23 protein-coding genes and 1 riboswitch are annotated in these 26008 nt (G+C 60.0%); of the genes, 9 read left to right on the forward strand and 14 right to left on the reverse strand.

Features of this window, described 5'->3' with window-relative positions; all coding sequences use genetic code 11:
* Positions 1-19: 19 nt before the first annotated feature.
* Together EGY12_RS18625 and EGY12_RS18630 are read left to right on the forward strand one after the other, a co-directional pair.
* The gene (locus EGY12_RS18625; protein ID WP_123894937.1) at positions 20-1507 is read left to right on the forward strand and encodes an aldehyde dehydrogenase family protein; all 1488 of its coding nucleotides are present in this window, start codon (positions 20-22) and stop codon (positions 1505-1507) included.
* A 41-nt stretch (positions 1508-1548) separates the two neighbouring features.
* Complete coding sequence (locus EGY12_RS18630; protein ID WP_123894938.1) at positions 1549-2550, forward strand: VOC family protein; 1002 nt, start codon at positions 1549-1551, stop codon at positions 2548-2550.
* 58 nt (positions 2551-2608) lie between these two features.
* Here the strand turns inward: EGY12_RS18630 and EGY12_RS18635 are convergent, their stop codons facing one another.
* The 3 genes from EGY12_RS18635 to EGY12_RS18645 form a co-directional block, all read right to left on the reverse strand.
* Entirely contained in the window at positions 2609-4078 is a 1470-nt protein-coding gene (locus tag EGY12_RS18635; protein ID WP_123894939.1) for an aspartate aminotransferase family protein, read from the reverse strand.
* A gap of 18 nt (positions 4079-4096) precedes the next feature.
* A complete protein-coding gene (locus tag EGY12_RS18640) occupies positions 4097-5479 on the reverse strand; it encodes a diaminobutyrate--2-oxoglutarate transaminase (protein ID WP_074188621.1) in 1383 nt (460 codons plus the stop codon).
* Between the two features lie 505 nt (positions 5480-5984).
* A complete protein-coding gene (locus EGY12_RS18645; RefSeq protein ID WP_123894940.1) occupies positions 5985-7205 on the reverse strand; it encodes an NADH:flavin oxidoreductase/NADH oxidase family protein in 1221 nt (406 codons plus the stop codon).
* Positions 7206-7277: 72 nt separating this feature from the next.
* Between EGY12_RS18645 and EGY12_RS18650 the strand changes: the two genes are divergently transcribed.
* Positions 7278-7700 carry a MerR family transcriptional regulator gene (locus tag EGY12_RS18650; protein WP_123894941.1) on the forward strand — a complete coding sequence of 141 codons (423 nt, stop codon included), beginning with the start codon at positions 7278-7280 and terminating at the stop codon, positions 7698-7700.
* Here the strand turns inward: EGY12_RS18650 and eno are convergent.
* The 3 genes from eno to EGY12_RS18665 are packed head-to-tail and all read right to left on the reverse strand — an operon-like array spanning position 7687 to position 10384.
* Complete coding sequence (gene eno / locus EGY12_RS18655) at positions 7687-8970, reverse strand: phosphopyruvate hydratase (protein WP_123894942.1); 1284 nt, start codon at positions 8968-8970, stop codon at positions 7687-7689. The genes EGY12_RS18650 and eno overlap by 14 nt on opposite strands.
* A gap of 16 nt (positions 8971-8986) precedes the next feature.
* On the reverse strand, positions 8987-9415 hold the full coding sequence (locus tag EGY12_RS18660) for a universal stress protein (protein ID WP_123894943.1): 429 nt from the start codon (positions 9413-9415) through the stop codon (positions 8987-8989).
* 3 nt (positions 9416-9418) lie between these two features.
* Positions 9419-10384, reverse strand: a complete 966-nt coding sequence (locus EGY12_RS18665; protein WP_123894944.1) for a DHHA2 domain-containing protein — start codon at positions 10382-10384, stop codon at positions 9419-9421.
* A gap of 40 nt (positions 10385-10424) precedes the next feature.
* A riboswitch (Fluoride riboswitch) is annotated at positions 10425-10500 on the reverse strand.
* Between the two features lie 181 nt (positions 10501-10681).
* Between EGY12_RS18665 and EGY12_RS18670 the strand changes: the two genes are divergently transcribed.
* From EGY12_RS18670 to EGY12_RS18685, 4 genes are all read left to right on the forward strand, one after another.
* Positions 10682-12562 (forward strand): PAS domain S-box protein, encoded by a 1881-nt coding sequence (locus EGY12_RS18670; protein ID WP_123894945.1) that lies wholly within the window; start codon positions 10682-10684, stop codon positions 12560-12562.
* A gap of 408 nt (positions 12563-12970) precedes the next feature.
* On the forward strand, positions 12971-13288 hold the full coding sequence (locus EGY12_RS18675) for a cupin domain-containing protein (RefSeq protein WP_038871643.1): 318 nt from the start codon (positions 12971-12973) through the stop codon (positions 13286-13288).
* 358 nt (positions 13289-13646) lie between these two features.
* Entirely contained in the window at positions 13647-14438 is a 792-nt protein-coding gene (locus tag EGY12_RS18680; RefSeq protein WP_049199626.1) for a helix-turn-helix domain-containing protein, read from the forward strand.
* 158 nt (positions 14439-14596) lie between these two features.
* Complete coding sequence (locus EGY12_RS18685) at positions 14597-16060, forward strand: phospholipase D family protein (protein ID WP_253722861.1); 1464 nt, start codon at positions 14597-14599, stop codon at positions 16058-16060.
* A 59-nt stretch (positions 16061-16119) separates the two neighbouring features.
* Here EGY12_RS18685 and EGY12_RS18690 read toward each other — a convergent pair whose 3' ends face one another.
* On the reverse strand, positions 16120-17007 hold the full coding sequence (locus tag EGY12_RS18690) for an SDR family oxidoreductase (protein ID WP_123894947.1): 888 nt from the start codon (positions 17005-17007) through the stop codon (positions 16120-16122).
* Between the two features lie 115 nt (positions 17008-17122).
* Here EGY12_RS18690 and EGY12_RS18695 point away from each other — a divergent pair, with 115 nt between their 5' ends.
* Positions 17123-18055 (forward strand): LysR family transcriptional regulator, encoded by a 933-nt coding sequence (locus EGY12_RS18695; RefSeq protein ID WP_123894948.1) that lies wholly within the window; start codon positions 17123-17125, stop codon positions 18053-18055.
* A 254-nt stretch (positions 18056-18309) separates the two neighbouring features.
* The gene (locus EGY12_RS18700) at positions 18310-19395 is read left to right on the forward strand and encodes an NAD(P)-dependent alcohol dehydrogenase (protein ID WP_123894949.1); all 1086 of its coding nucleotides are present in this window, start codon (positions 18310-18312) and stop codon (positions 19393-19395) included.
* Between the two features lie 26 nt (positions 19396-19421).
* Here EGY12_RS18700 and EGY12_RS18705 read toward each other — a convergent pair whose 3' ends face one another.
* The 7 genes from EGY12_RS18705 to EGY12_RS18735 all read right to left on the reverse strand — a co-directional run bounded on the left by EGY12_RS18705 (position 19422) and on the right by EGY12_RS18735 (position 25895).
* Complete coding sequence (locus EGY12_RS18705) at positions 19422-20300, reverse strand: HlyD family secretion protein (protein WP_123894950.1); 879 nt, start codon at positions 20298-20300, stop codon at positions 19422-19424.
* 7 nt (positions 20301-20307) lie between these two features.
* The gene (locus EGY12_RS18710) at positions 20308-20520 is read right to left on the reverse strand and encodes a DUF1656 domain-containing protein (RefSeq protein WP_038871631.1); all 213 of its coding nucleotides are present in this window, start codon (positions 20518-20520) and stop codon (positions 20308-20310) included.
* 1 nt (position 20521) lies between these two features.
* Positions 20522-22459 (reverse strand): FUSC family protein, encoded by a 1938-nt coding sequence (locus EGY12_RS18715; protein ID WP_123894951.1) that lies wholly within the window; start codon positions 22457-22459, stop codon positions 20522-20524.
* Entirely contained in the window at positions 22456-22920 is a 465-nt protein-coding gene (locus EGY12_RS18720; RefSeq protein WP_015377885.1) for a MarR family winged helix-turn-helix transcriptional regulator, read from the reverse strand. Before EGY12_RS18720 ends, EGY12_RS18715 begins: the two co-directional genes overlap by 4 nt.
* A gap of 156 nt (positions 22921-23076) precedes the next feature.
* A complete protein-coding gene (locus tag EGY12_RS18725) occupies positions 23077-23937 on the reverse strand; it encodes an oxidoreductase (RefSeq protein WP_043147473.1) in 861 nt (286 codons plus the stop codon).
* A 27-nt stretch (positions 23938-23964) separates the two neighbouring features.
* Positions 23965-24831 (reverse strand): oxidoreductase, encoded by an 867-nt coding sequence (locus EGY12_RS18730; protein WP_089185979.1) that lies wholly within the window; start codon positions 24829-24831, stop codon positions 23965-23967.
* Between the two features lie 32 nt (positions 24832-24863).
* Entirely contained in the window at positions 24864-25895 is a 1032-nt protein-coding gene (locus EGY12_RS18735) for an MBL fold metallo-hydrolase (RefSeq protein ID WP_216641503.1), read from the reverse strand.
* Between the last annotated feature and the right edge of the window lie 113 nt (positions 25896-26008).

Raw genomic sequence — 26008 nt, forward strand, 5'->3', positions numbered from 1 at the left:
ACGAAGCAGGAGGAGTACGATGGCCGATATTCACATTCTGCCGCAGGTTTCCGCCTTTCTGGCGCAGGATCATGGGCAGTTTATCGATGGACAGTATCAACCGACGGCTAATGCCGAACGCTTACCGGTGGTTAATCCGGCCAACGGCAGGACGATAGCCGATGTGGCGTCGGCCTCTGCCGACGACGTGGATCGAGCGCTGGAGAGTGCCGGACGCGCATTGCAGGGGGACTGGGGCCGCTGTTTGCCTGCGCAACGCCAGCAAATCTTGCTGCGTCTTGCCGATCTGCTTGAGGCGCATCGCGAGGAGTTTGCTCAACTGGAGGCCTTGACCAATGGCAAACTGATCGGCGACGCGCGTCGTTTTGAGGTTGACCATACCTGCGTTTTCATCCGCTATTACGCGGGCTGGGCGACCAAGCTGCACGGCGAGACGCTGACGCCGTCCATCCCTTCGTTCGCCGGCGAGCAGTACACCGCCATGACCTATCGGGAGCCGGTCGGGGTGGTGGCGGCGATCGTTCCCTGGAACTTTCCGGTGATGATCGCCATCTGGAAAGTCGCCGCCGCGCTTTGCACCGGCTGCTGCATTGTGGTCAAACCAAGCGAGTTTGCGCCGTTGACGCTGCTGCGTCTGGCCGAGCTGGCCCATCAGGCCGGCGTGCCCGCCGGGGTGTTCAACGTGGTTAACGGCGGGCGCCAGGTCGGGCAATGGCTGATAGAACATCCGCGCGTCAACAAAGTCAGTTTCACCGGTTCCGTGCCTGCCGGCATCGCTATCGGCCAAGCGGCGCTCAAAGCCGATCTGACCCGCGTGACGCTGGAACTGGGCGGCAAAAATCCGGCGGCGTTTCTAGCCGACGTCGATGCCGATCGGGCGGTAGACGGTATTATGCTTGCCGGGCTGGTGCATCAGGGGCAGGTTTGCTCATCTGCCGAGCGCTTTTATATCCATGCATCGCGCTTCGACGAGATCGTCGAGCGGGTGATTGCGCGTGTAGAAACGCTGCGCATCGGTTCGCCGCTGGATGAAGCGACGCAATACGGGCCGCTGGGCAACCAACCACACTTTGCCCGCATGCAGGCGCTGTTCGAACGGGCGCGGCAGGGCGGCCAGGTGCTCAGCGGCGGGCGGGCGCTGGCGGGAGACGGGTTTTACGTCACGCCGACGGTGATCCGCGCTAACGGGCATGATGACCCGCTGATGCGAGAAGAAGCCTTTGCCGGCGTGCTGAGCTTCATGCCGTTCGATGATGAGGAACAACTGCTGCAGTGGATGAACGACAGCACCTACGGCCTGTCTGCCAGTCTCTGGACCAATGATTTCAGCAAAGCACTGCGCCTGATGCGGCGCCTTGAGGCGGGCATGGTGTGGATCAACTCGCACACCATCATGGATCCGGCCGTGCCGTTCGGTGGCTGGAAAGCCTCCGGCATCGGTCGTGAATTCGGCAGCGCGTTCATTGAGTCCTACACCGAGATGAAATCCGTCATTATGTGCTATTGAGCTCCACTGAAGCGGGGCCTGGCGCCCCCTAAGGAACGGTAATGAGTCGAATACCGGTTACCCAGTACGATCCGCCATTCGCCATCACGCGCGCTAGCCATCTGGTGCTGACTTCGCAAGATCTGGCCGCCAGCGAGCGGTTTTATACCCAGGTGGCGGGCATGGTATTGACGCACAAAGACGACTGTCGCCTGTACCTGCGAGGGTTAGAAGAAGCCTGCCATCACAGCCTGGTGATCACCTACAGCAAAGCGGAGCCGCACTGCGAGCGCATCGGCCTTCGGGTGTTTCAGGAGCGAGACCTGGTGGCGGCCAAGCTTTTTTTGGATCTGCAAGGTCTTGAAAATAACTGGGCGGAGGTGCCTTTTCAGGGCCGCACCCTGCATTTCACCGATCCGGTTGGCACGCCGATCGAACTGTGCGCCAGTATGCCGGTGGTGCCACGCCTGCATCATCAGGTGCATTTGTACCGCGGCGGCAGCGCTCAGCGGCTGGACCATTTCCAGCTGCATACGCCCTATGTGCAGCGGGCGGCTGAATTCTACATGACCCAGTTGGGGTTTCGCGCTTCGGACATCTATTTTAATGAACAGGGGCTGGGTGCCGCCTTCTTACAACGTAAGGGAAATACGCAGGATTTGGTGTATCTACATGGGCCGGGGCCGCGCCTGCACCATTTCGGCTATACCATTCCCGATTCGCAGGAGATCCTGCGCGCCTGTGATACTGCCGGCAACCTGGGGTTCGGCGACGCGGTGGAACGCGGGCCGGGGCGGCACGGCATGGGGCACGTACTGTTCGTCTATCTGCGCGATCCCGATGGACATCGTATTGAGTTGCACAACACGCCGTATCAAATGATCGATATTGAGCTGGAGACCAACCTGCTTGAGGCAGATCAACGCCAGCAACTGCTGCCTTGGGGGCTGCCGCCGCAGCGCAAGTGGGTGACGGAAGCCAGCACCTTCGCCGGCGTGGCGATCGAGCATCCCTCAGGCGCTGGCTATCCGCTGGTGTTGGAAGAGTATCTGTCGCGTATTTAGGGGAATAAAAAAAGCCGATAACGGAGGTTATCGGCTTGAGCGGACAGGCTGCGCGACGTTACGCCGGCAGCTGCTGCGCGGTTTTCTCGACCAGCGCCAGCAACAGCTTGATGTCTTCCAGCGTCACGATCGGGTTCAGCAGCGTCATCTTCAGGCAGGTTACGCCATCGAATTCTGTCACGCCGACGTTAGCGCGGCCCGACTCCAGCAGGGCGTCACCGATGCGCTGGTTGAACAGCGCGACGGCCGCATCGCCTTTCGCCGCCAGCTGTGCCGGACGGTAGCGGAACAGCACGCTGGCCAACTGCGGCTGCATCACCAGTTCCAGCGATTCCTGATCGGTGATGTAACGCGCCACCTGTTGCGCCAGCGTCACGCCATGATCGATGATCTCGGCGTATTGCTTCTGCCCCAGCGCTTCCAGCCCCATCCACAGCTTCAAGGCATCGAAGCGGCGGGTGGTCTGCAGCGATTTGGACACCAGGTTCGGCACGCCTTGCGCTTCGTCAAACTCGGAGTTCAGGTAGGCCGCCTGATAACGCATCAGTTCATAGTGGCGCTCGTCTTTCAGCAAGAAGGCACCGCAGCTGATGGTCTGGAAGAACTGCTTGTGGAAGTCCAGGGTAACGGAGTCCACCAGTTCCAGGCCGTCCAGGTAGTCGCGGTACTGCTCGGAGAGCAGCAGCGCGCCGCCCCAGGCCGCATCCACGTGCACCCAAATCTGCTGCTCCGCCGCCAACCGCGCGATGTCGCGCAGCGGGTCAATGGCACCGGCGTCGGTGGTGCCGGCGGTGGCGACAATCGCCATCACCTGCTCGCCGTTAGCCTTGGCCTGCGCCAGTTTTTCCGCCAAATCGTTCACGTCCATACGGGCGAAGCGATCGGTTTTCACCAAGGTGACGGACTGATAGCCGAGGCCCATCAGCGCCATGTTCTTCTGCACCGAGAAGTGGGCGTTTTCAGAACAGAACACCTTCAGCTTGCGCAGATCGCCCACCAGGCCGTCCTGCTGCACGGAGTGGCCCTGACGCGCGAAGAACGCATCGCGCGCCAGCATCAGCCCCATCAGGTTGCTCTGGGTGCCGCCGCTGGTGAACACCCCGGCGTCGCCGGGCTGGTAACCGACCTGGGCGCGCAGCCACTCGATCAGCTTCATTTCGATCAGCGTGGCCGATGGGCTCTGATCCCAGGAGTCCATGCTCTGGTTGGTGGCGTTGATCAGCACTTCGGCGGCCTGGCTAATCACCAGGCTCGGGCAGTGCAGGTGCGCCACGCACTGCGGGTGGTGCACCGACAGGCTGTCTTTCAAAAAGTACTCGATGGCACGATCGATCGCCGCCTGGTTGCCCAGGCCTTGCGGAGTGAAGTCGAGCTTGATGCGCTCGCGCAGTTCGGCAACGCTTTTGCCCTGATACATCTCAGGCTGTTGCAGCCACTGCACGACGGCTTCACTGCTCTGCGCGATCGCCTGGCGGTAAGCCTCGGCGCTGTGCGCCGAGGAAGCCAGAATCGGGTTTAACTTGGACATCGCGGTCATTCGCTCCAATCAGACTGGCTTGACGCCGGCGGCCAACAGCGCCTGCTCAAATTTATCCAGGAAAATACCCAGCTCATCGTTGGTGATCAGCAGTGAAGGCAGCAGGCGCAGCACGCAGCCGTTGCGCCCGCCGCGCTCCAGGATCAGACCGGATTCAAAGCATTTCTTCTGCAGCAGTGCAGAGAGTTCGCCATCGGCCGGGTAGCAGCCCATGTGATCCTGCGCTTCGTTCGGCTTGACGATCTCGATGCCGATCATCAGGCCCAGACCGCGAACGTGACCGATTACCGGATAACGTTTCTGCAGCTCGGCCAGTTTGCCTTTCAGCCATTCGCCCTGAGCGGCCACTTTGTCGGCGACCTTGTGCTCTTTCAGGTATTGCAGGGTGGTCAGGCCGGTGGCCATCGCCAGCTGGTTGCCGCGGAAGGTACCGGTGTGGTGACCCGGTTCCCAGGCGTCAAACTGTTTCTTGATGCCCAGTACCGCGAGTGGCAAGCCACCGCCGACCGCTTTCGACATCACGATGATGTCCGGCTCGATGCCTGCGTGTTCGAAGGCGAACAGTTTGCCCGTACGGGCGAAACCGGCCTGAACTTCGTCGATGATCAGCAGAATGCCGTGCTCCTGCGTCACTTTGCGGATGCGCTGCAGCCACTCGGCCGGGGCCGGGTTAACGCCGCCTTCGCCCTGAACGGCTTCCAGGATCACCGCCGCCGGTTTACGCACGCCGCTTTCCACGTCGTTGATCAGGTTGTCGAAGTAGTAGGTCAGCGCCTTGACGCCGGCTTCGCCGCCGATGCCCAGCGGGCAGCGGTATTCATGCGGATAAGGCATGAACTGCACTTCCGGCATCATGCCGTTGATCGCCGCCTTCGGTGACAGGTTGCCGGTAACCGACAGCGCGCCGTGGGTCATGCCGTGATAACCGCCGGAGAAGCTGATCACGCCGGAACGGCCGGTGTGTTTTTTCGCCAGCTTCAGCGCGGCTTCCACCGCATCGGCACCGGACGGGCCGCAGAACTGCAGGCAATACTCTTTGCCTTCGCCAGGCAACAGAGAGAGCAAGTAATCGGAGAAACGATCTTTCAACGGGGTCGTGAGATCGAGAGTATGTAACGGCAAGCCGCTGGTAATGACATTTTGGATGCTTTGCAGGACGTCGGGGTGATTATGTCCAAGAGCCAACGTTCCTGCCCCGGCCAGGCAATCAAGATATTGATTATTCTCAACATCAGTGATCCAAACGCCCTGGGCTTTCGCAATTGCCAACGGCAATTTGCGCGGATAACTCCTAACATTCGACTCAAATTCGGCTTGACGCGCCAAATAGGTTTCATTGTTTCCGTTTAATGAGTTTGCAACTAAAGTATCAATACGGACTTTATCCGTCATCATATCTCTCCTACAATCGAAGGTCTCAACACGCTCCGATTGAATTAATGAATAAGAAAAGTAACTGCCTTGTGAAAAGCGCGACCAATATATGGCTTTTTTGCCCGGGACTCAATAGCCGATTTTGTTTTGAATTGTTTAGTTTTTTCTTAGGTTCATCAATATGTTGTTGATTTATTGACCGTTGATTTTGGCGGCAAAAAACAACATATCGTTAACATGGCACAAAAATCCTTTCTGCCGCCAACGCGACGGCGCCTTTAATGCGTTTATTAATAAGGTGAATTTTCAGTTAATAACATAAATAGGAAATAGCGGCTTATTTTTATCTATTCACCACATTAAGTCCTATAGCGTTTATATACACAAAATTTGTGATGAATATAAATGGCCAACCGTTAAAAGCGCAGCATCCAGGGCAGTGATTTATCACAGATTTCACGTAGCGCGATCAAAAAAGCGGGATTTTTACGCAACGCCGGCCAGTACGCCGGCGCTGTTGTCATTAACGTTGTTGTAACCAGGCGTGGTAACGCTGCAGGATGCGGCGAGTGCGCCACTGATCGACGAGCAGCGTGAACAGCGGAGAGTAGCGCACGCTGCGCGGCCGATCGTCACTCAGTGCGCGCATCCGGCGCTTGACCAATGCCATGCGGGCGAGCGACGCCATTGTTTTGTTGCGCCAGGTGACTGGAGCAGGCAGCGCATGGGGGGCTGCCCCAGTTTGCCAGCGGCGCGGCAGATCGGGCACTTCCGCCATGGCGGTGGCGATGCCGGCGACCGCGACACCGCTGTCCAGCACTTGCTGCGCCACCGAAGGACGGGCGATGCCGCCGGTGGTCATCACCGGCATGCGGGCCACGGCGGCAAGATCGCGGGCGAAGGACAGAAAATAGGCTTCTCGCGCCAGGGTGCGGCCATCCGCCGTTTCGCCTTGCATCGCCGGGCTTTCGTAGCTGCCGCCGGACAGTTCAATCATATCAACCGGCAGATCGTTCAACATCAGCACCACCTGGCGGGCGTCGTCCGATGAAAAACCGCCGCGCTGAAAATCGGCGGAGTTCAATTTGACCGCTACACAAAATTCCGGCGAGACGCGTTCGCGCACCGCACGCACCACCTCCAGCAGCAGGCGGGCGCGGTTAGCCAATTCGCCACCCCAACGATCGTTGCGTTGGTTGGTCAGCGGCGAGAGAAACTGGGAAATCAGGTAGCCATGCGCCGCGTGGATTTCCACACCGGTAAAACCGGCCTGCTCAGCGGCGTGCGCGCTGGCGGCGAAGCGCGCGATAACCTCGGCGATCTGCGCTTCATCCATCGCCTGCGGCTGGGCGAACAGCTTGCTGTGCTTGCCCATCGCCAGCGGGATGGCGGAGGGCGCCCACGCGTTGCCGCCCATATTCGCCATCACCTGCCGGCCAGGGTGATTGAGCTGCATCCACACCTGCGCGCCGCCCTGGCGCGCGGCCTTGGCCCAGGTTTCGAACGGGGCGAGCGGCGTGTCTTGTTCCAGCACCACGCCGCCGGGTCCGGTCATGGCGCGGCCGTCGATCATCACGTTGCCGGTGATGATCAAGCCGGCGCCGCCTTCGGCCCAATGGCGGTATAAGCGCCACAGCGCCGGGCCGGGCAGTTGGCCCGGGGCAGCCAGATTTTCTTCCATCGCCGCCTTAGCCAGACGGTTGGTCAGGTGGCTGCCGTTGGGCAGAGTCAGTGGGGTAAACATCGGTTTTGCGCTCCTGTCGTAAGGGGAATGGCGCTATACTAGGTTTAAAGTTAACTTTAAGGTCAATAGGGCATGAAGATCGGAGAATTGGCGCAGCGCGCCGGGATGGCCGCCTCGGCGATACGCTACTACGAGCAGCTGGGGCTGCTGCCGAAACCGGTGCGCGGCGTCAACGGTTATCGGGTCTACAGCGATAGCGCGCTGGAGCGATTGCACCTGATCCAAATCGGTCAAAATCTGGGGTTTTCGCTGCAGGCGATCCAACGCGTGCTGGCGCTGCAGGGCAGTGCTTATCAGGATGGGTTGATACGTGGCGTCGATGAACGGCTGGCGGAGATCGAGCTGATGATGTCCACGCTGAATGAACAACGAGAAACCCTGCTGAAGACCCGGCTGACGTTATTGGAGTCCGGTGTCGCCGGGCTGTGCCAAGCCAAGGGCGAAAAACAGGCCGACGCATCGCCGGCCCGGCCGGCAAAGCTTAGCGGCGTTTAAAGGCGGAACGCCCGGCATACACCGCCGCGGCGCCCAACTGGTCTTCGATGCGCATCAGCTGATTGTATTTTTCGATGCGCTCGCCGCGGCTCGGCGCGCCGGTTTTCAGATGGCCGGCTCGCATCGCGACCGTCATGTCAGCGATAAAGCTGTCGACGGTTTCACCGCTGCGGTGCGAGATAAAGGTGCCCCAGCCGTTCGCCTGGCAGAGCTGTACGGCGGCGAAGGTTTCGCTCAGCGTGCCGATCTGGTTCAGCTTGATCAGTGCCGCATTGGCCAACCGTTCATCAATTCCGCGCTGGATGTATTTCACGTTGGTGACGAACAGATCGTCGCCGACCAGCTCCACCTGGTCGCCCAGGGCGTCGCTCAGAATACGCCAGCCGGCCCAGTCGTCCTCGGCCAAGCCGTCTTCAATCAGCACGATGGGGAAATCCTGCACCAGCCGTTGGTAATAGGCCGTCATCTGGGCTGCGTCCAACTCGAGGTTCTCGCTACGCAGGCGGTACTTGCCGTCGGCATAGAATTCGCTCGAGGCCGGATCCATGCAGATCGCGATATCTTCTCCCGGCCGGTAGCCGGCTTTCTCTATCGCCTGCACGATCAGCTCGAGCGGCTGGCGGTTTGAGGCGACCGCCGGTGCGAAACCGCCTTCGTCACCGACGCCGACCGACAGGCCTTGCTCCAACAGGATTTGGCGCAGCGCCTGATAAACTTCACTGCCCCAGCGCACGGCCTCGCGTAGCGATGGCGCGCCCAGGGGAGCTATCATAAACTCCTGAAAGTCCGCCCCTTGCCACCGGGCGTGCACACCGCCGTTGATGATATTCATGCAGGGCACCGGCAGCAGGTTGGCGCCGATGCCGCCCAGATAACGATACAGCGGCAGCTGCGACAATTGCGCCGCGAGGCGGGCGGCGGCCAGAGAAACGCCGAGCAGGGCGTTGGCCCCCAATCGGCTCTTGTTCTCGCTGCCGTCCAGCGCGATCAGCCGGCGGTCTATCTCCTCTTGTTGGCGCACATCCACCCCGCGCAGCGCCTCGTTGATCGCCGTTTTGACGCTGTGCACCGCCTCCAGTACGCCTTTGCCGCCGAAACGGTGCGGATCGCCGTCGCGGTGCTCCACCGCCTCGTGCGACCCGGTGCTGGCTCCCGAAGGCACCGAAGCCCGGGCCACGACGCCCGCCGCGCTCATTTCGACTTCGACGGTCGGGTTGCCGCGCGAATCCAGGATCTCTCTGGCGGTTACGCTTTCAATCTCATAGTTCATGGGGTGTCACCTCGTTCTAGGGAGTGGGAACGTGTTTGATCAGCACGTCGATGGATAAATGGTTGATGAATTCGAAGCCGAAGGAGGCATAGACGCCAAACGGACGGTTCTGATGGCCGAGCAACAAAAGATCGACGCCTTCACGGGCAATCAGGGCTTCGACGTCTTTGAAGCGATGGATGCTGACGATTGCGCGCACCTCCAGGGGGATTGAGCAGTCTTCCACCAGGCGGCTGAGCATGGCTTTGGCGGCGATCACCTCGCTGGACTGGCGATCTTTGGTTTGCGCATCGCTGAGGTAGTCCAGCTCGGCATAGTCGGCGCTGATGTGCGCCACGGTAATGCGCGTACTCATCTGCTGATTGAGGCGTTCGGCATGGCGCAACAGCAGCCGGCCGTCGCGTTCATCCTGTACCAGCAGTAAAGCGTGTTGGTAGATCGGCATGACTTATCTCCCTGCGTGAGCAATCTGTAGGGTTAACCACGGTAAAACCTCTTTTTTTCGGCTCGTCATACCGGGCAGCGACACCTGCTGAATGGCGAGCACCCGGTTCGACGAGAAATACAGGGTGGAGCGATGGTGGGTGATATCGGTAACCAGCAGCGCGGTCATCTCCAGCCCGGCCTCCTGCTTCGCCTGCTCGAGCGCCTGTTGCAGTGCGGGCAACAGCGGATCGATGTCGCTCATGGCCCGCACCTCTATCTGCGACAGCAGCAGCGAGACGGTATGGATGCGGTAATTCTTGGCATCGCGCTGCAGCAACTGCGGGGCGGATTGCCCCGAGAGATCGGTTTTGGCGGCGAGCAGCCCGGCGGTGAAGGCGTCATAGTCGACGTGAGAGATTGCGCGTAACCGGGTGACCGCCAGCCGATCCTGTTCCGTGGTGGTCGGCGCACTGAGCGCGACGGTGTCGCTCAGGATGGCGCCCAGCAGCAGCGTGGCCTGCGCGGCGTTAAGTGGCATTGGCTTTTCTGTCGTCAGGATTTGCAGGATCAGGGTGGCGCAACAGCCGACGGCGCGCACCCAGACATCGGGCGGGTTGCGGGTGACTAACGTGCCCAGGCGGTGATGGTCGATAACGCCGACCACGTCGCTGTCGGGCAATGAGGCCGGGCCTTGTTCGATATCGGTAAAGTCGACCAGCCAGACTTTGCGGTCACGGAGATCGTCTGTCAGCAGCGCAGGCGCCTGTACGCCGGCGGCAGCCAGTATGTAGCGAGTTTCCGGCGTGAGGTCGCCTAGGCGGAAAGCCACGGCCGGTTTGCCGAGGTGATTGAGCCAGTCCGCGACCACCAGCGCGCTGCAGATGCTGTCGCTGTCGGGATTTTTATGGCCGAAAACGTACAGGGGCATTTCCCGCGCGACGGCATCGGGCTGGCGTGGAAAAGGGGTAAGACGTGAGATTTCATTCATAGCGACTCCTGACATACCTGCCTAAAAAATAAAGCGAAGTTGTATATCAGGCGTCATCATCCGGTTCGAGTGAACGCGGCGGTTGGGAAAGGTGGAACACCATCACCTTGTGAACGACTGTAGCGCAGCGCGGTGGTAAACGCAACGTCCGGCAAAGTTGGCGAGAATACATAATCGGATTGATACTGTGAGTGAGTCTATGATGGACAAGGATATTATTTGCCGCTAATCGACGGATAGGCTGAACGGACTCACGCCGGCTATGCCGGGCCCGTAGGTGACACAATGGGAGACAACATGCTCGAACCCTGCTTCCCCGAAAACGAAGCCGAACGCCTGTCGGTATTGAATTCGCTGAACGTGCTGGATTCGAACTCGGTGGAAAAACTGGATCGTATCACGCGGCTGGCGGCGAAATACTTCGACGTGAACATTGCGCTGGTGTCGCTGATCGATCGGGATCGCCAATGGTTTTTATCGCGCTACGGTCTGGATGCCCGAGAAACGCCGCGCAATATCTCGTTTTGCGGCCATGCCATCTTGCAACGCGAAGCGTTGGTGGTGCCCGATACCGCTAAAGACCCGCGTTTTTTCGATAATCCGCTGGTGATCGGCGGGCCGAGGGTCGGTTTTTACGTTGGGCAGCCGCTGTTGTCGCTCGACGGCTTGCCGCTCGGCACTCTGTGCATTATCGACAGCCATCCGCAGCCGTTCTCTCCGGAACAACTGGCCGATCTGCATGACTTCGCCGCCGTGGTGGAAGAGTACCTGCAGAGCATTGAACGCCGCGTCTATACCGAAAACCTGAAATCCGACCTGCAGCGCACGGAGGCGCTGTTCGAACAGACCTTCGCGCAGGCGGCGGTAGGGATGGCGCTGGTCTCGCTGCAAGGATATTGGCTGCGGGTGAATCCGCGCATCTGCGAAATGCTGCAGTATTCCGAGCGTGAGCTGATGGATCGCACCTTCCAGGACATTACCTATCCGCTCGATCTCAACACCGATCTGGAAAAGTTGCAGCAGCTGCTGAAAAATGAAATCAGCACCTATTCGATGGAAAAACGCTATTTTCGCGCCGACGGTTCGATCGTTTGGGTGCAGCTGACGGTGGCGCTCAATCGCTTGCCGAACGGCAAGCCGGACCATTTCATCTCGGTCATCGTCGATATCAGCGAGCGTAAGGCGGCCGAGGCCGATCTGTTCGCGTTGCAGCATGAACTGGAGGAACGCGTCGAAATCCGCACCCGTGAACTGAACGTGGTGGTCAAGAAACTCAACGAAGAGATTGAGACCCGGGTGCTCGCCGAATACCAGCTCAGCACGGAAAAAGAACGCCTGCGCGCCATTACGGACAATATGCCGGCGTTGATCAGCCAAATCGACGGTAATGAACGTTACCTGTTCGCCAACAGCGCCTATAAAACCTGGTTCGGTCTGGAAGAGAGCCGCCTCAAAGGGATGACGGTACGCGACTTCATGGGAGAGAACGTTTATCAGACAGCGAAACCGATGATAGACAGAGCCTTGGCGGGGGAAATGGTGAGTTTTGAAAATGAGCTCCAGACCCAACAGGGGCTGCTGATGATCCACACCACGCTGGTGCCGTGCGAAGCGCAGGGGTTTTATATTCTGTCCATGGATATTACCGAACTGAAACGCTTGCAACAGCGGCTGGAGTACGAGGCCACGCACGACATGCTGACCGGATTGACCAACCGCCGCGCCTTTCTGCGTCGGTTGTCCGGCACGCTGCAGGTCTGCTGCGAACAGCGGCAGATGGCGCTGTTGTTCATCGATCTCGACGGTTTCAAGACCCTAAACGACAGCTATGGCCATGACTTTGGCGATCTGATCTTGAAGACATTCGCCAAACTGCTTAGCGCCTGCGCCGGTGAACGTCATAGCGTCTCGCGCCTGGCCGGTGACGAGTTCACGGTGATCCTGTGGCCACTGGCGGATCCTCGGCGCGAGGTCAGCGAATTTTGCGAAAACGTGTTGGCGCGTCTGGCCGATATTTCGCAGATCGGTCAGCAGACCGTGAAGCTGTCCGCCAGCCTGGGCGCGGCGATCTCCTCGCACAGTGACGTGACGGAGGAGCTGCTGTTGACCCGCGCGGACGGCGCGATGTATCAGGCGAAATCGGCCGGAAAGGGCACCTACGCCATCTGCGAGCTGTGAGTGTGCAACGGTGGCGGTCTCGGGGTTACGGCAGGCCTTTTTCTCGCTGCATCATAGAGAGGGGCGGTTGGCGCGCGATCATGTCTTATGCCGTGTTGGCCTGCGGCGCTGGGGTTGCCTGCCTGACGGCTGGCGCTGTTCGTCTCGCCGTTCAGGCGGCTAACTAGTACCGTAATACGCTCAATCTTGTAGCGGTTTTTTGCGCCGTTGGCGAGGCTCTTATATATTTATTAGCATGCCTGAGGCAGGTTAGGCATGAAACGGCGGTCGGTCGGGCCGCTGTAAGTACGACAGTTAATCCGTTCGCCAAGAGGCTGCGAGCCTGTGCTTTCGGTAGGGACAGCCGCCAATCGTTTTTATGGCGACCGAAGGCGGAGCAGCTACTCACAGGTCACGAGGACACTTACCATGCATAAGAGAACACTGGCGTCACTGCATTACGAAAACATGCCTTACGATGGGGTGCGTTTTCATATTTTAAAACGGGAGACGCCTGGCCATACGGCGTTGCTGAAGTTGGATGCGGGGAGCCGGCAACCGGCGCGTTTTCATCCGGGGTGGGTGAAATTGATGGTGCTGAGCGGTGAACTGAAGGTTGACGATCAGACGTTACAACCCCATGAGATGTTAATCATTCCTGCCAATACCGCCTATACGGTACAGGCCATTACTGAAGTGATTTGTTTGGCGATTTCCGAACTGGACGGCGCTGAGTTGGCCCGTTGATGTGATAACACTAATGGATAGAGGAGAGCCTAGGCGCTCTCCATATCCATTCAGCATTGAGCCGCCCCCCCAGGCTGAGCTACCTGCTGATTGATGCGTATACCTCCTGATTTTTGCCACCGCGCTTTCCCTTTCCATCACTTTCGGCTACGTCGCCCCCGCAACGAGCCGCCATTGCGCAGCGCATGCGCAACGTCATCGTCTCCGTTTTACGCAGAACGATGAAATTTTGGTGTAAATAGTGAGTTTCTTCGCATAAGGCCCCTGGTGTGGCTTGCGAGAACGTCACTATATGGAGGATCATCCGGCCTCTCTATCAAATAAAAGACATTCGCGTTATCAAAAGGGACAAACGACCATGGGATTCGAAGTCGACAACGCTGAAACGAAACGCATCAATCTCAGCAGCCACGAGAATTCCTCGTTCGAGGTGACAGGTCTGGTGAAACACTATCCGGCGGGCTTTGTCATTCCTTACCACTCACATAAACGCTGTCATTTGCTCTATTCGCAACAGGGCGTGATGGCGGTCGAGGCAAGTAGTGGGCGCTGGATCGTACCGCCCACCACCGCGGTCTGGCTGCGGCCGGGGGTAGAACATCAGATCGTCATGCAGAGTAACATCTGCGTTTACGGAATATTGGTCGATGAAATCACCGCCGCGCGTTTGCCGCTGCGCGACGGCGTATTGCAGGTGTCACCGCTGCTGCGCGAGCTGATCGCCCAGCTGACGACGCTGGCGCCGGAAGGGGCGGAGACCAAACGCAATGCGCTGCTCAGAGCGCTGTTCTTAGAGGAGCTGAGCCTGCAGCCGCAGCTGGCGCTGCATCTGCCTTGGCCGGCAGAGGCGAGAATGGCCGAGATTTGCCGGCAGTTGGTCATCACGCCGGCCGATGAACGCGGTATTGAAGCCTGGGCCGATTCACTGTCGATCAGCGCAAAGACCTTTCAACGCCATTTCAGCCAACAAACCGGTATCACCTTCGGCCAGTGGAAACAGCGCCTGCGGCTGCTGTCGTCCATTCCGCTGCTGCTGGCCGGCAACTCGATCATCCACGCCGCCTTCGAAAGCGGTTATGAGAGCCACAGCGCCTATTCGGTGGCGTTCAAAAAGCTGTTTGGCGTTTCGCCTTCGCGTTTTACGCTATAGCCTAATTGCATAGCGCGCTTCTCCTATAGATTGAAGCAACCTAATGACGTATAAAGCAAAGCAGTCAACCTCCGAGGCCGCTTCCCGTGATAAAAATTGTCGTGTATCTGATTCTCGCTGTGACGATCGCCATTATTGCGGCAAGAGTCATCTTTCGTTTGCCGGATATTTCCCAGCGTCCGCCGCAGGCGGCGTTGCCGGCTGATCCTGCTGCCCAGCTGCCGGCGCGTGCCGCCGAACTGATGGCAGCGCACCCGGGCCTGAGCGGTGTGGTGCCGCTGGTCAGCGGGCACGATGCGTTCGCCAGCCGCCTGGCGCTGGCGCGGATGGCCGAAAGGTCGATCGACGCCCAGTACTACATCTGGCATAACGACACCTCCGGGCAGATCTTGCTGAAAACCCTGTATGACGCCGCCCAGCGCGGCGTGCGCGTGCGGCTGTTGCTGGACGATAACGGCGTCGCCATGGACGAGACCCTGGCGGCGTTGAATGCCCAGGAAAACGTCGAGATCCGCCTGTTCAATCCGTCGACGGTGCGCACGCCAAAGCTGGCCGGTTATGCCTTTGACTTTATGCGTATGAACCGCCGGATGCATAACAAGTCTTACATCGTCGACGGCGCCGTGGCGATCATCGGCGGCCGCAACATCGGCGACGAGTATTTCCAGGTCGGGGACGAAAACTATTTCCTCGATCTCGACGTACTGAGCGTTGGCAACGTAGTGGCGGAGACCGCCGAGACCTTCGATCGCTACTGGAACAGCGCGTCGGTGTTTGGCGTTGAGCAGATTATCAGGGGCAAAGGCAACCTTTCTGCGTTCCTGACGCAGGCCACCGCGACCGAAAGCAGCGACCGGGCGCGCAAACTGGCGGTGCAGTTGGAAACCAGCGCGGTGCGCTTTCGCGATGGCGCCGTCCAGCCTGAATTCACCCAGGTAGCGCTGGTGGCCGACGATCCGGCGAAAGGGCTGGGTAAGGCTTCGCGCGATCGTTTGATGGTGACGCAGCTCGGCAAGATCATCGGTGGCGTCGGCCGACAACTGGATCTGGTTTCCGCCTATTTCGTGCCGGGCCGAGAAGGGGCGAAGTTTTTTGAATCGCTTGCCAAACAGGGGAAGTCCATACGCGTGCTGACCAACGCGATGAACACCACCGACGTGCTGGTGGTGCATGCAGGCTACGCCAAATACCGGCGTGAGCTGCTGCAGGCCGGCGTGGAGCTGTTTGAACTGAAACTGCGGGCCGGCCAACCGACGGGGCGGCAGGAACTCAAACCGCTGGGGCTGTCCGGCGCGGCGCTGCACGCGAAAACCTTCGCCATCGACGACAAACGGGTGTTTATCGGTTCGTTCAATTTCGATCCGCGATCGGCGCACCTGAACTGCGAAATGGGTTTTTTGATCGACAGCCCGACATTGGCGGCAGACACCCGCCAACTGTTTGATGGCCCGCTCGAGTACGCCGCCTACCGCCCGGCGCTGACGCCCGAGGGCAAAATGGTGTGGAACGAAGCCTTCGAAGACGGCCACACCGAGGTGCATCAGCAAGAGCCTGGTGCCGGCTGGGTAAAACGCATTATTCTCACCGTGGCCGGCTGGCTGCCGATCGAATGGATGTTGTAATGGCACGGCGGTAGCTAAACGAAAGGTTCGCCGTTTTTGGTTGGCGAACCTTGCGTGGCTTAGTAGGCCAGCTTGTCGCGGTGCTTGCGGATAAATGCCCTTAGCCGCATCGGTTCTCTCCCCGCAATCTGCGGAAAATTATCGAAAACCTCATCGACGCCTGGAATATCGCGTGCCGCTATGCGGCGAAAATTGTCGTAGACGCAGCTCATATAGGCCATTTCGGCGCCCGTCGCGCGCATCTCATCCAGAAAAACCTGCGGATCTTGCGCTTCATAGCGGAACGGCTGCCCCAGTTCTTCCGTCATCATGGCGGCGATCTCGCCGTAGGATTTAACGTCATAGCCCATACGGTAGGTTTGGCCGCCGTGCCGTTCAGGGTGCAGCAGCGCCAGTGCCGCTGCCTGCGCCACATCGTCGCCATCCACCCAACTGAACGGCGCATCGCCGGTATATTGCCGGATCACGCCATTTTTCACCGCCGGTACGCCGTCGTAGTTGAGCAGATTCTGCATAAAGCACTCGGGCCGCAGGTGGGTGAATGAAAACCCCGACCACTCGATATAACGCTCGATGAGTTGATGCCAGGCCCAGTGCGCGACGCTGGTGTCATCACGGCCGCAGGCACCGAGGTGCACGACATGCCGCACGCCGGCCTGGCGCGCGTGATCGAGGAACACCTTGCTTTGCCGCAGCATGTCCACCGTGTAGCCGGTAGCCAGAAATACGCGCTCGATGCCGGCCAGCGCCGGAGCCAGCGTCTCTTCCCGATCAAAATCGAGCTGGACGGTGCGGATACCGAGTTTTTCGAAGGGCGCCGCCTTGGCGGGAGAGCGCACTGCGGCAACCGGCTCGATCTCTGCCTGGGATTGCAAAAGACGCAGGGTCGCGCTGCCTATCTGGCCGGTGGCGCCGGTGATCAGGATCTGGGGCCTCTTGTTCTTCATAACTTACCTCTTGCGGTTTTTAACGTTTCGAGGGAAAGTCTATCGGAATAAAAATCATGATTTACGCTATAAATTACCAAGTTTCAGGAAAAAAATTCATTAATAAGGTGAGGGCATGTTTTCTTCCGAACGTCTCAAAGGGATCGGCCTGTTTGTATGCGTGGCCGATATGGGCAGCTTTACGCTGGCGGCGGAGCGCCTGAACCTGACAGCTTCCGCCGTCAGCAAAGGGATCGCCCGGCTGGAGAGCCGATTACAGACGAAGCTGTTCCAGCGCACCACGCGGCGGCTGGCGCTGACCGACGCCGGAACCCAATTTTATCGTACCTGTACCGGCGTACTGGCCGAGCTGGAAGAAGCCGAACTGGCGATGCAGGCGGAAAACGGCGAGCCGCGCGGCAGGGTGCGCATCGATCTTCCCGCTTCTTTTGGCCGTTTGCATGCGCTGCCGGTGATCCTGCGATTTATTGAGGAGCACCCGTTGCTGGTGCCTCATATCACGTTTTCGGACCGCTTCACCGATCCGGCCGGCGAAGGCATCGATATACTGGTGCGTATCGGCGGCTCGGATGTCTGGCCAAATACGCTGGGGCATCACTACCTTGGCACGCAGCGGCATATCTTCTGCGCCGCGCCCGGATACCTGAAGCGACAGGGCGAACCCACCACCGCCGCTGAATTAGCGCATCATCACTGCGTGCTGTATCAGGAGAACGACGGTGTGCAGACGCCTTGGCATTTCTCGGGAAGCGGGGCCCAGCCGGTAGAGAGAAGAGCGCTGACGCCGCGGGTGGCCATTGGCGATGCGGAGGGGCAACTGACGGCAGTGCTGGCGGGGCACGGGATCGCTCAGTTGCCGACCTGGCTGGTTAAACGCCAGCTAGAGGCGGGGACGTTGACCGAGGTGTTGCCGCATCTGGCGACCGACGGCCTGCCGATCAACGTCGTCTGGCTGAAAAGCCGCCGGGCGCAGCCGAAGGTCAGCGCTTTGCTGCAGGCGCTGATCGCCGGTTTGACGCCAGAAGGGGAAAACACACCGTCGCGATAGACTATTCCCCGGGTTAGACTCTTGTCGGCAGGCGGTATTTTCGGTAAACAGAGATGCGCCTAAAAATAATCAGTGTCTCACACTCTTTTTTACCACTCTGTTTTAAACATCGGGGGCGCCTATTTTAATAAGAAATAAATTCAAATGAAATAATTGAACTCGAGGGGGATAGAGATCTGATTTTTATTTATTTCGGCAGAAAAGACTAACGTGACTTATTCTTTTTTTGTCGAATTCACTTCAAAGAGCCCCCCATGAACCTGATGAAAGCTGCGGCCTTTATCGAAAAAGGCCGTATAGAGTTGATTGATAAGCCGATTCCTTCTCCTGGTCCAAATGATGCCTTGCTTAAAATAACCACGACGACAATTTGTGGCACCGATATTCATATTCTCAAGGGCGAATATGCCGTGCCTCACGGGTTGACCGTGGGCCATGAACCGGTCGGGATTATCGAAAAGCTCGGGAGCAATGTTAAAGGCTTTAAAGAAGGGCAGCGAGCGCTGGCCGGCGCCATTTGCCCCTCGTTTACGTCCTATGCCTGCCAGGATGGTTTTCCCGCTCAGGACGGTGCCTATTTGCCGGAATGCCGTTGCCACGGATATAAAGCTACGGCGGGGTGGCGTTTTGGCAATGTTATCGATGGCACGCAGGCTGAGTATGTGTTGGTACCCGATGCCGAAGCAAATCTGGCGTTAATCCCTGATGCGCTGACCGATGAGCAGGTGCTGATGTGTCCGGATGTGATGTCTACCGGATTTAAAGGTGCGGAAAATGCCAACATTAAAATTGGCGATACGGTAGCCATTTTCGCCCAGGGGCCGATCGGATTATGTGCCACCGCCGGGGCACGTTTGCAAGGTGCCAGCCTGATCATTGCCGTCAGCAGTTCCCCCGAAAAGCTGAAAATGGCGGGCGAGATGGGGGCAAACGTCCTGCTGAATTACAAGGAATACGATGTGGTTGATGAGATCTTCAGGCTTACCGGCGGGCGGGGTGTGGACGCCAGCATTGAGTGTTTGGGAACGCAAACCACCTTTAATCAGGCGCTGCGGGTGTTAAAACCCGGCGGTACCTTATCCAGCCTGGGTGTTTATAGCGAAGATCTCCATCTGCCGGTGAGTGCGCTTGCCTATGGGCTGGGCGATCATACCATTCGCACGGCATTGTGCCCGGGTGGTAAGGAACGGATGCGCAGAATGATGAACGTGATCCAGCATGGCGGGTTGGATCTCACGCCGTTCGTGACACATCGCTTCCGGCTGGAGAATATCGCAGAGGCTTACTCGTTGTTCGCGGAGAAACGCGATGGCGTGATTAAATTGGCCATCACGCCATAAAGCGCATTGATACGGTTAACGGCAGATTATTCCCCGTTATCCTTGAGACTGACCGTCACCGTGCGCCCGGCGATCAGCTCGACGCCGTGCGGAATGGTGTCGATCGCGATGCGCACCGGGATGCGCTGCGCCAGACGGATCCAGCTGAATGTCGGGTTGACGTTGGCGAGCAGATTGCCGGCGGCGGTGGTGCGCTCGCTGTCGTTGATGCCGGCGGAAAGCCCGTCGACGTGGCCATACAGCGGCTGCCGTTCCCCCATGATGCGGATCACCACCTTGTCACCGTTCTGGATGCGGCCCAGCTTGGTCTCTTCGAAGTATCCGGCGATGTAGAAACTGTTGGAATCCACCAACGCCATGATCGGCTGACCGGCGGTTGCGTAAGCGCCGGGGCGCAGGGAGAAGTTGGTGATCACGCCATCCACCGGCGCATAGAGATCGGCGCGCTGCAGGTTGATGCGCGCCAGCGCCCGATCCGCCAGGGCCTGATCCAGATTGGCCTTTGCCAGCGATTGGGCATCGCGGCGATTGTCGCGTTCCTGCTGTGAAATAGCCGACTGCAGCGCCTGATAGCGCCGGTTTTCGCGCTGGGATGACGCCAACTGGACGTTGGCGCGTTCAACGGCGGCCTCGGCCTGATCCAGCGCATTGCGCAGCCGTACTTTGTCCAGGCTGAGCAGCAGCTGCCCTTTATGCACCACCTGGTTGTCGTGAATGTGCACGGCGTCCACCTTGCCGGAAACATCCGTGGCCAGCGGCACCACGTCGGCGCGGATCTTGCCGTCGCGCGTTTGCGGGGCATAGGTGTAATAGAGATAAAGCTGCCACAGCACGCCTGCCGCGATCAAAACGGCAATCAGGGTCAGCGCGGGGCGCAGCAGAACAAGGGTACGTTCACGAAACATGGGGTCCTCAGGGGGTGGTAAGCCATTTCAGGCCGTGGAAAAACAGCCCGGCCAGAATAAGAAACAGGGCGGTGTCGAACAGCGGGCGCTGCGCGACCCAGCGATAGACGCCTACCGCGTTGAGCGTCCAGGAAAGCGCCATGCGCGAGAAGAACGCGCACACCAGGCACAGCAGCAAGGGCGAGATGAACACGCCGTCAATGTTGATTTCACCGATCATGTCAGGGATTCCAGTGCAAAGCCGTGGGGAAGTGCAGCAGCCGCAGCCGGGTAAGCGGCCGCAGCGCGCGCCGATCGTTCTGCCGCCAGGCCTGTTGCAGACCGACGTCGATCTGGCCCAGCAGCGCGGAGGGGGCCTCGGCGTGCAGAGAAAGTTGGCGGAACGCCGCCGGCAGACCGGCGTTCGGCGAAGCGCCAGGGCTGAGAGCGCCGGCCTGCTGCAGACGAATCAGGTCGATAGCGGTTTTTAAGCGCATCAACAGCTGTGGGCTGCGATCGGCTTGCCCAACGGCGGCCAGGCGGCTACCCAGCGCGGTGATGCGATCCAACGCGCGGGCCTGATAGCGCTGTAAGTCGCGTTCCGTGACGTGGCGATTGAGGCGCAGCATCTCTTGCGCATCCTGCCGCATCAGCCGCGCCACCACCTGATCGGTGCCCCAGCGGCGGAACAGCGCGGCACACAGGAATGCGAAATAGACGCCGATCAGCGTGCCGGTAGTGCTTTCCAGATACAGCCCCATATTGTTAGGCGCATAGTGCCCCTGAAAGTTGACGTTGCTGAGCGACAGGGCGATCGCCAACGTCGCCAACGGGTTGCTCGCCGCCCACACGCCGAGCGGCAGCAAAAACAGCCCCATCACGATCAGGAAACTGCCGTAATCCCCGGCCAGCGGCAGCAGCACATAGCTGAGCAGGGCGCCGAGGGCCATAGCGATAGCGGCGAAGCGGCCAAAAGTGGCGATGGTGGCGCCGGGATTGTCGCCGGCGCCGAAGAAGGCGATGGCCACGATCCCCATCAGCACCATATTGGCGCCCTGTTCCCAGCCGGTGAAATACCAGAGGCCGCACAGCAGGGCGTAGGTCGTCAAAATTCCGGCGAACATGCGCACCGCCATGCCGATATCCGGCGGCGGCGAGAAGACGCGGCTGCGCATCATCTGCGCCTGCAGCGCCGCGGGCAGCGGCTCGCCGTCCAGGAATGCGTTCAACTGCTGTACCTCGGCCCACAGCGTTAACCACTGCTCAACCTGTTCAGCCAGCTCGTCGACGATCAGCGTTTCCCACGGCGACAGCGACGCCGCAGGCGGCAACAAGCTTACCGAGGGCGCAGCGTGCGGTGCGGGTTCAACGGCCTGCCGCCGGACCTCATTCAGCCACGGCTGCAGGCGGGGGCGCAGGCCGACCGGCAGTGCGGCGATGCTGCTGCCGATGGCCGAGAGCAGCGGCACGATTTGCAGTACGCGTTGCTGTATCGAAATCGCCGCCTGACGGGTGGGCTTATCGACCGAACTGTCATAGCCAAGGGTGGTCATCATCTGATTGAACGAGGCGATGTCGCCCAGCAAACGGATACGGTCCGCGTCGGCCTGGGCGTCGCTGCCCTTGCCGTCGAGGCTGTCCTCCTGCCAACGCGCCAGGTCAGCCAGCCAGCCTTTCAGCCGCGTGCGCAACACCGGCGCCAGCGACGATGGGAACAGCACGCTGTCTACCAGCGTCACCGCCAAAATACCTAGGCAGATCTCCGTCACCCGCGTGACGACCATAGTGAACATCGTGTCCGGGTGATTGATGTAGGCGATGGCGACCAGCATCATGGTGATGGCGCCCAGCTGGAAAAAGTAAGCGCGTGGCGTGCGATCGAGATAGGAGAGGCCCAGCATCAGTGACGATGACAGCCCAGCGGCGACGATCAACAGCACCGGCGTGTTGCTAAGCCAGGCCGAAAGGCCCAGCGTCAGCACGCCGGCGAACAGCGTGCCGCAAAAACGGTAGGTGGCGCGGGCGCGTACGGCGCCGCTGACCGGATTGCTCAGCACGCAGCAGGTCACCATCGCCCAATAGGGATTTTGCAGGCCGATGCTTTCCGCCAGCGCGAAGGCCAGCATGGCGGAAATAAACAGTTTCGCGGCATACTGCAGCTGCGGTTTACCGATTTTCATGGCTCATTGCCGGCCTGTTGCAGATAGTGGCCTGCGCGCTCTTCAAACAGGCGCAGAATGCGCGTGGCGGTTTCAATATCTTCCAACGGCACGTCGTGCATCAGCTCGACTCGCAGCTTATCGGCCGCGGTTTCGACCTTTTTGGCCAATTCGGCGCCGGCGGGCAGAATGCGCAGGGTTTTAAACCGACGATCGCCGGCCGACTCCTGCCGCTCGAGGAAGCCTAACGCGGCGGCCTGATCCAACAGACGCACCAGCGCACCGGGATTGACGCCGACTTCTTCCGCCAGGTCGCGCTGATTGATGCCCTGCGGATTGCGATGCACCAGAACCACGACGGTAGCCAACGACATGGAGATGCCGGATTTGGCGATCGCCAGCGTCGCAGCCTGTTTCCACACCCGGCGAACCGGTTGCAGGGCGTTGGTGAGGGCATAGAGGGATTTTTCTTTCGATGACATGGGATACCTCGGCAAACAGTGTATATAGGTTAAATAGCAACAGTTGCTTTGGCAATTAGTTTTGAACGCTCGACTGAGAAACAAAAGGTAAGACATACGTGACGACGTCACATAAAACAAACGGGCTACATAGGCAGCCCGTTTGAAAGGTGGGTATTACAGCGCCTGAACGGGATTCATCGCAGCGCCGGGGAAGGCCGTATCTTCACCGCGTTCACGCCAAGGCGCCAGATCGCGGCTGCGGGAGGCTACCGCGCTGTCCCACAGCTGATACGCGTCCTTACCGAGCATCAAACGCACCGGCGGGGTGGCGCTGGCCACCATATCGACGATCACGCGAGCGCCCTTAACCGGATCGCCCATCTGTTTGCCGTTCTGCGTGCGGTAATACTCCACCATGCCGGCATCCAGTGGCGCATAGGCCGCGATTTCGCGTTCGGCCTTCATGGCGGCGCTGCTGGCGAAACCGGTACGGAAGGCGCCCGGCTCGATCAGCGTGACGTGGATCCCCAGCGGCTTGACCTCGTGGTGCAGCGCTTCGGTAAACCCTTCCAACGCGAATTTGGTGGCGTTGTACAGGCCGCTGCCGGGGAAGGCCACCAGGCCGGCGATGCTGGTCAGATTGAGAATATGGCCGGACCGTTGAGCACGCATCTGCGGCAGCACTTCACGCGACAGCTCGGCGGCCGCGAAGAAGTTCAGCTCCATCTGGGCGCGGATCTGTTCGGAAGTGAACTCTTCCAGCGCCCCGTAAGAACCGGCGCCGGCGATGTTGGCCAGTACGTCGAGGCGGCCGAAGGTTTCTACGGTCTTCTTCAGGGCGGCGGCGCGCGCCGCAGGATCGGTCACGTCCAGCTGCAGAGCCAGCGCGCGTTCGCCGTGGCCGGCGGCGATCGCCTGCAGCGGCGCCAGGCGGCGGGCGGTGAGCACCACGTTGTCGCCCTTGGCCAGCACGGCTTCAGCCAAAGCCTGGCCGAAGCCGGAAGATGCGCCTGTAATAAACCAGGTTTTGTTCATATCGAGATTCCTCGTTATCGTGGAGAGTTACAGTTGAATTTCAGTGAGTTCTGCGCCATCAAAGGCGGTGTCTTCGCCCCGTTCGCGCCAGGCGTTAAGCTCCTGCTGGCGTTTGGCGAGGGTGGTGTCCCACATGGCGTAAGCGTCGCGCCCCAGCATCAGGCGCACCGGCGGAGCCGTGAGAGTGACCAACTCCAGCATGCGCTGCGCCGCTTTGGCGGGATCGCCCATCTGTCGGCCGGCGGACTGCGCCAGGTAGGTTTCAAACGGTGCAATCGACGGGCGGTAGGCCTCGATGCGCTGCGTCGGCCGCATGTTCACGTCGCCGGCGAATTCGGTGCGGAAGGCGCCGGGCTCGATCAGGGTCACGTGGATCCCCAGCGGCCTGGCCTCGATGGCCAGCGACTCCGTCCAGCCTTCGAGGGCAAACTTCGCCGCGCAATAGGGGCCGGCGGCGTTCATCGCCACCAGACCGGCGATGCTGCTTACGGTGATCACGTTGCCGCTGCCCTGGCGCCGCATCTGCGGCAGCACGGCGCGGGTCATCTCCGCCGCCGCAAAGAAATTCAGCTCCATCTGCTCGCGCAGCTGTTCGAGGCTGAACTCTTCGCAGGCGCCGGCTACACCGCGCCCGGCCAGGTTGGCCAGCACGTCGATGCGGCCGAACCGCGCCAGGGTATCGGCGACCGCCTTATCGCGCGCGGCGGCATCCGTGACGTCCACCGCCAAAGGCAGCACGCGATCCTCCTGGCCCTTAGCCAGCGCCTGCAGGCGGTCGAGACGGCGGGCGGTCACCACCACCCGATCGCCGTTGGCGATGGCCGCTTCCGCCAGGGCTTTGCCCAGGCCCGACGAGGCGCCGGTGATCAGCCACACTTTATGGTCATTGTTCATTTCAGGTTTCCTGCGAATAAATAAAACGGCGCTTAGCGCCACCAACGGCTGCCGGGGTGCGGCCGAACGATATCGACACGTTCGCCGATCATCGGCGTCGCGACCTGCACGCTAGAGGTAGCGGCATGGCGCAGTACCTGGTCGAACGGGTCTTGCCAGGCGTGCATCGCCAGATCGAAGGTGCCGTTATGGATCGGCAGCAGCCAGCGGCCGAGCAAATCCCGGTGCGCCTGCACGGTTTGCTGAGGGTGCATATGCACATAGGGCCAGCGTTTGTCGTAGGCGCCGGTTTCCATCAGCGTCAGGTCAAAGGGGCCAAAACGGCGGCCAATCTCGGCAAAACCGGTGAAATAGCCGCTGTCGCCGCTGAAGAACACCCGCAGCTCATCGTCTTCAATCACCCAGGAACACCACAGCGTGCGGTTGCCGTCGGTCAGGCTCCGGCCCGAAAAGTGCTGGGCCGGGGTAGCCGTCAGCCGCAGGCCGTCGATTTCCGTGCCTTGCCACCAGTCGAACTGGCGGATCTGGCGGATTTTGTCCGGCGCCACGCCCCAGGCCGCCAGGCGATCGCCCACGCCGAGCGGTGCGACGAACTGGCCCACCTTGCCGTCCAGCGCCCGAATGGCGGCCTGGTCCAGATGGTCGTAATGATCGTGTGAGAGGATCACGGCGCGGATCGGTGGCAGCTCCTCGATCGCGATCGGCGGCGCGTGAAAGCGTTTTGGCCCGGCGAACGGCAGCGGCGATGCCCGCTCGGAGAACACCGGATCGGTCAGCCACCATTGGCCGCGCAGCTTGAGCAACACCGTGGAATGCCCCAGGCGGTACAGGCTACGATCGGGTGCCGCCTCAAGCTCGGCGCGCGACAGGCGCTGAATCGGCACCGGCGTCGCCGGCACCGTGCCTTTGGGCTTGTTGAAAAATACGTCCCACCACACGCGCAGGGTGGACTCGGGCAGGTCACCCGGCGCCGGTGGCCGCTGATTGTTAAAGCGCCGATCGCGCCATTGTGGCGATGAAGCATAGCCGCCCGCTGTCGGGCGCAATTTGGAACAACGGCTCAAAGTCAGAATTCCTTCAGCACAGCAATGGATGATTCGGGCAGCGGCGCGGTTCAGGTCGCCTTTGCCCGCATGACGCGATAAAACTTGTTGTCAAGAATAAGCCTTGAGAGACG

This window comes from Serratia sp. FDAARGOS_506 (genome assembly GCF_003812745.1).
In the GTDB taxonomy this organism is placed as follows: domain Bacteria; phylum Pseudomonadota; class Gammaproteobacteria; order Enterobacterales; family Enterobacteriaceae; genus Serratia.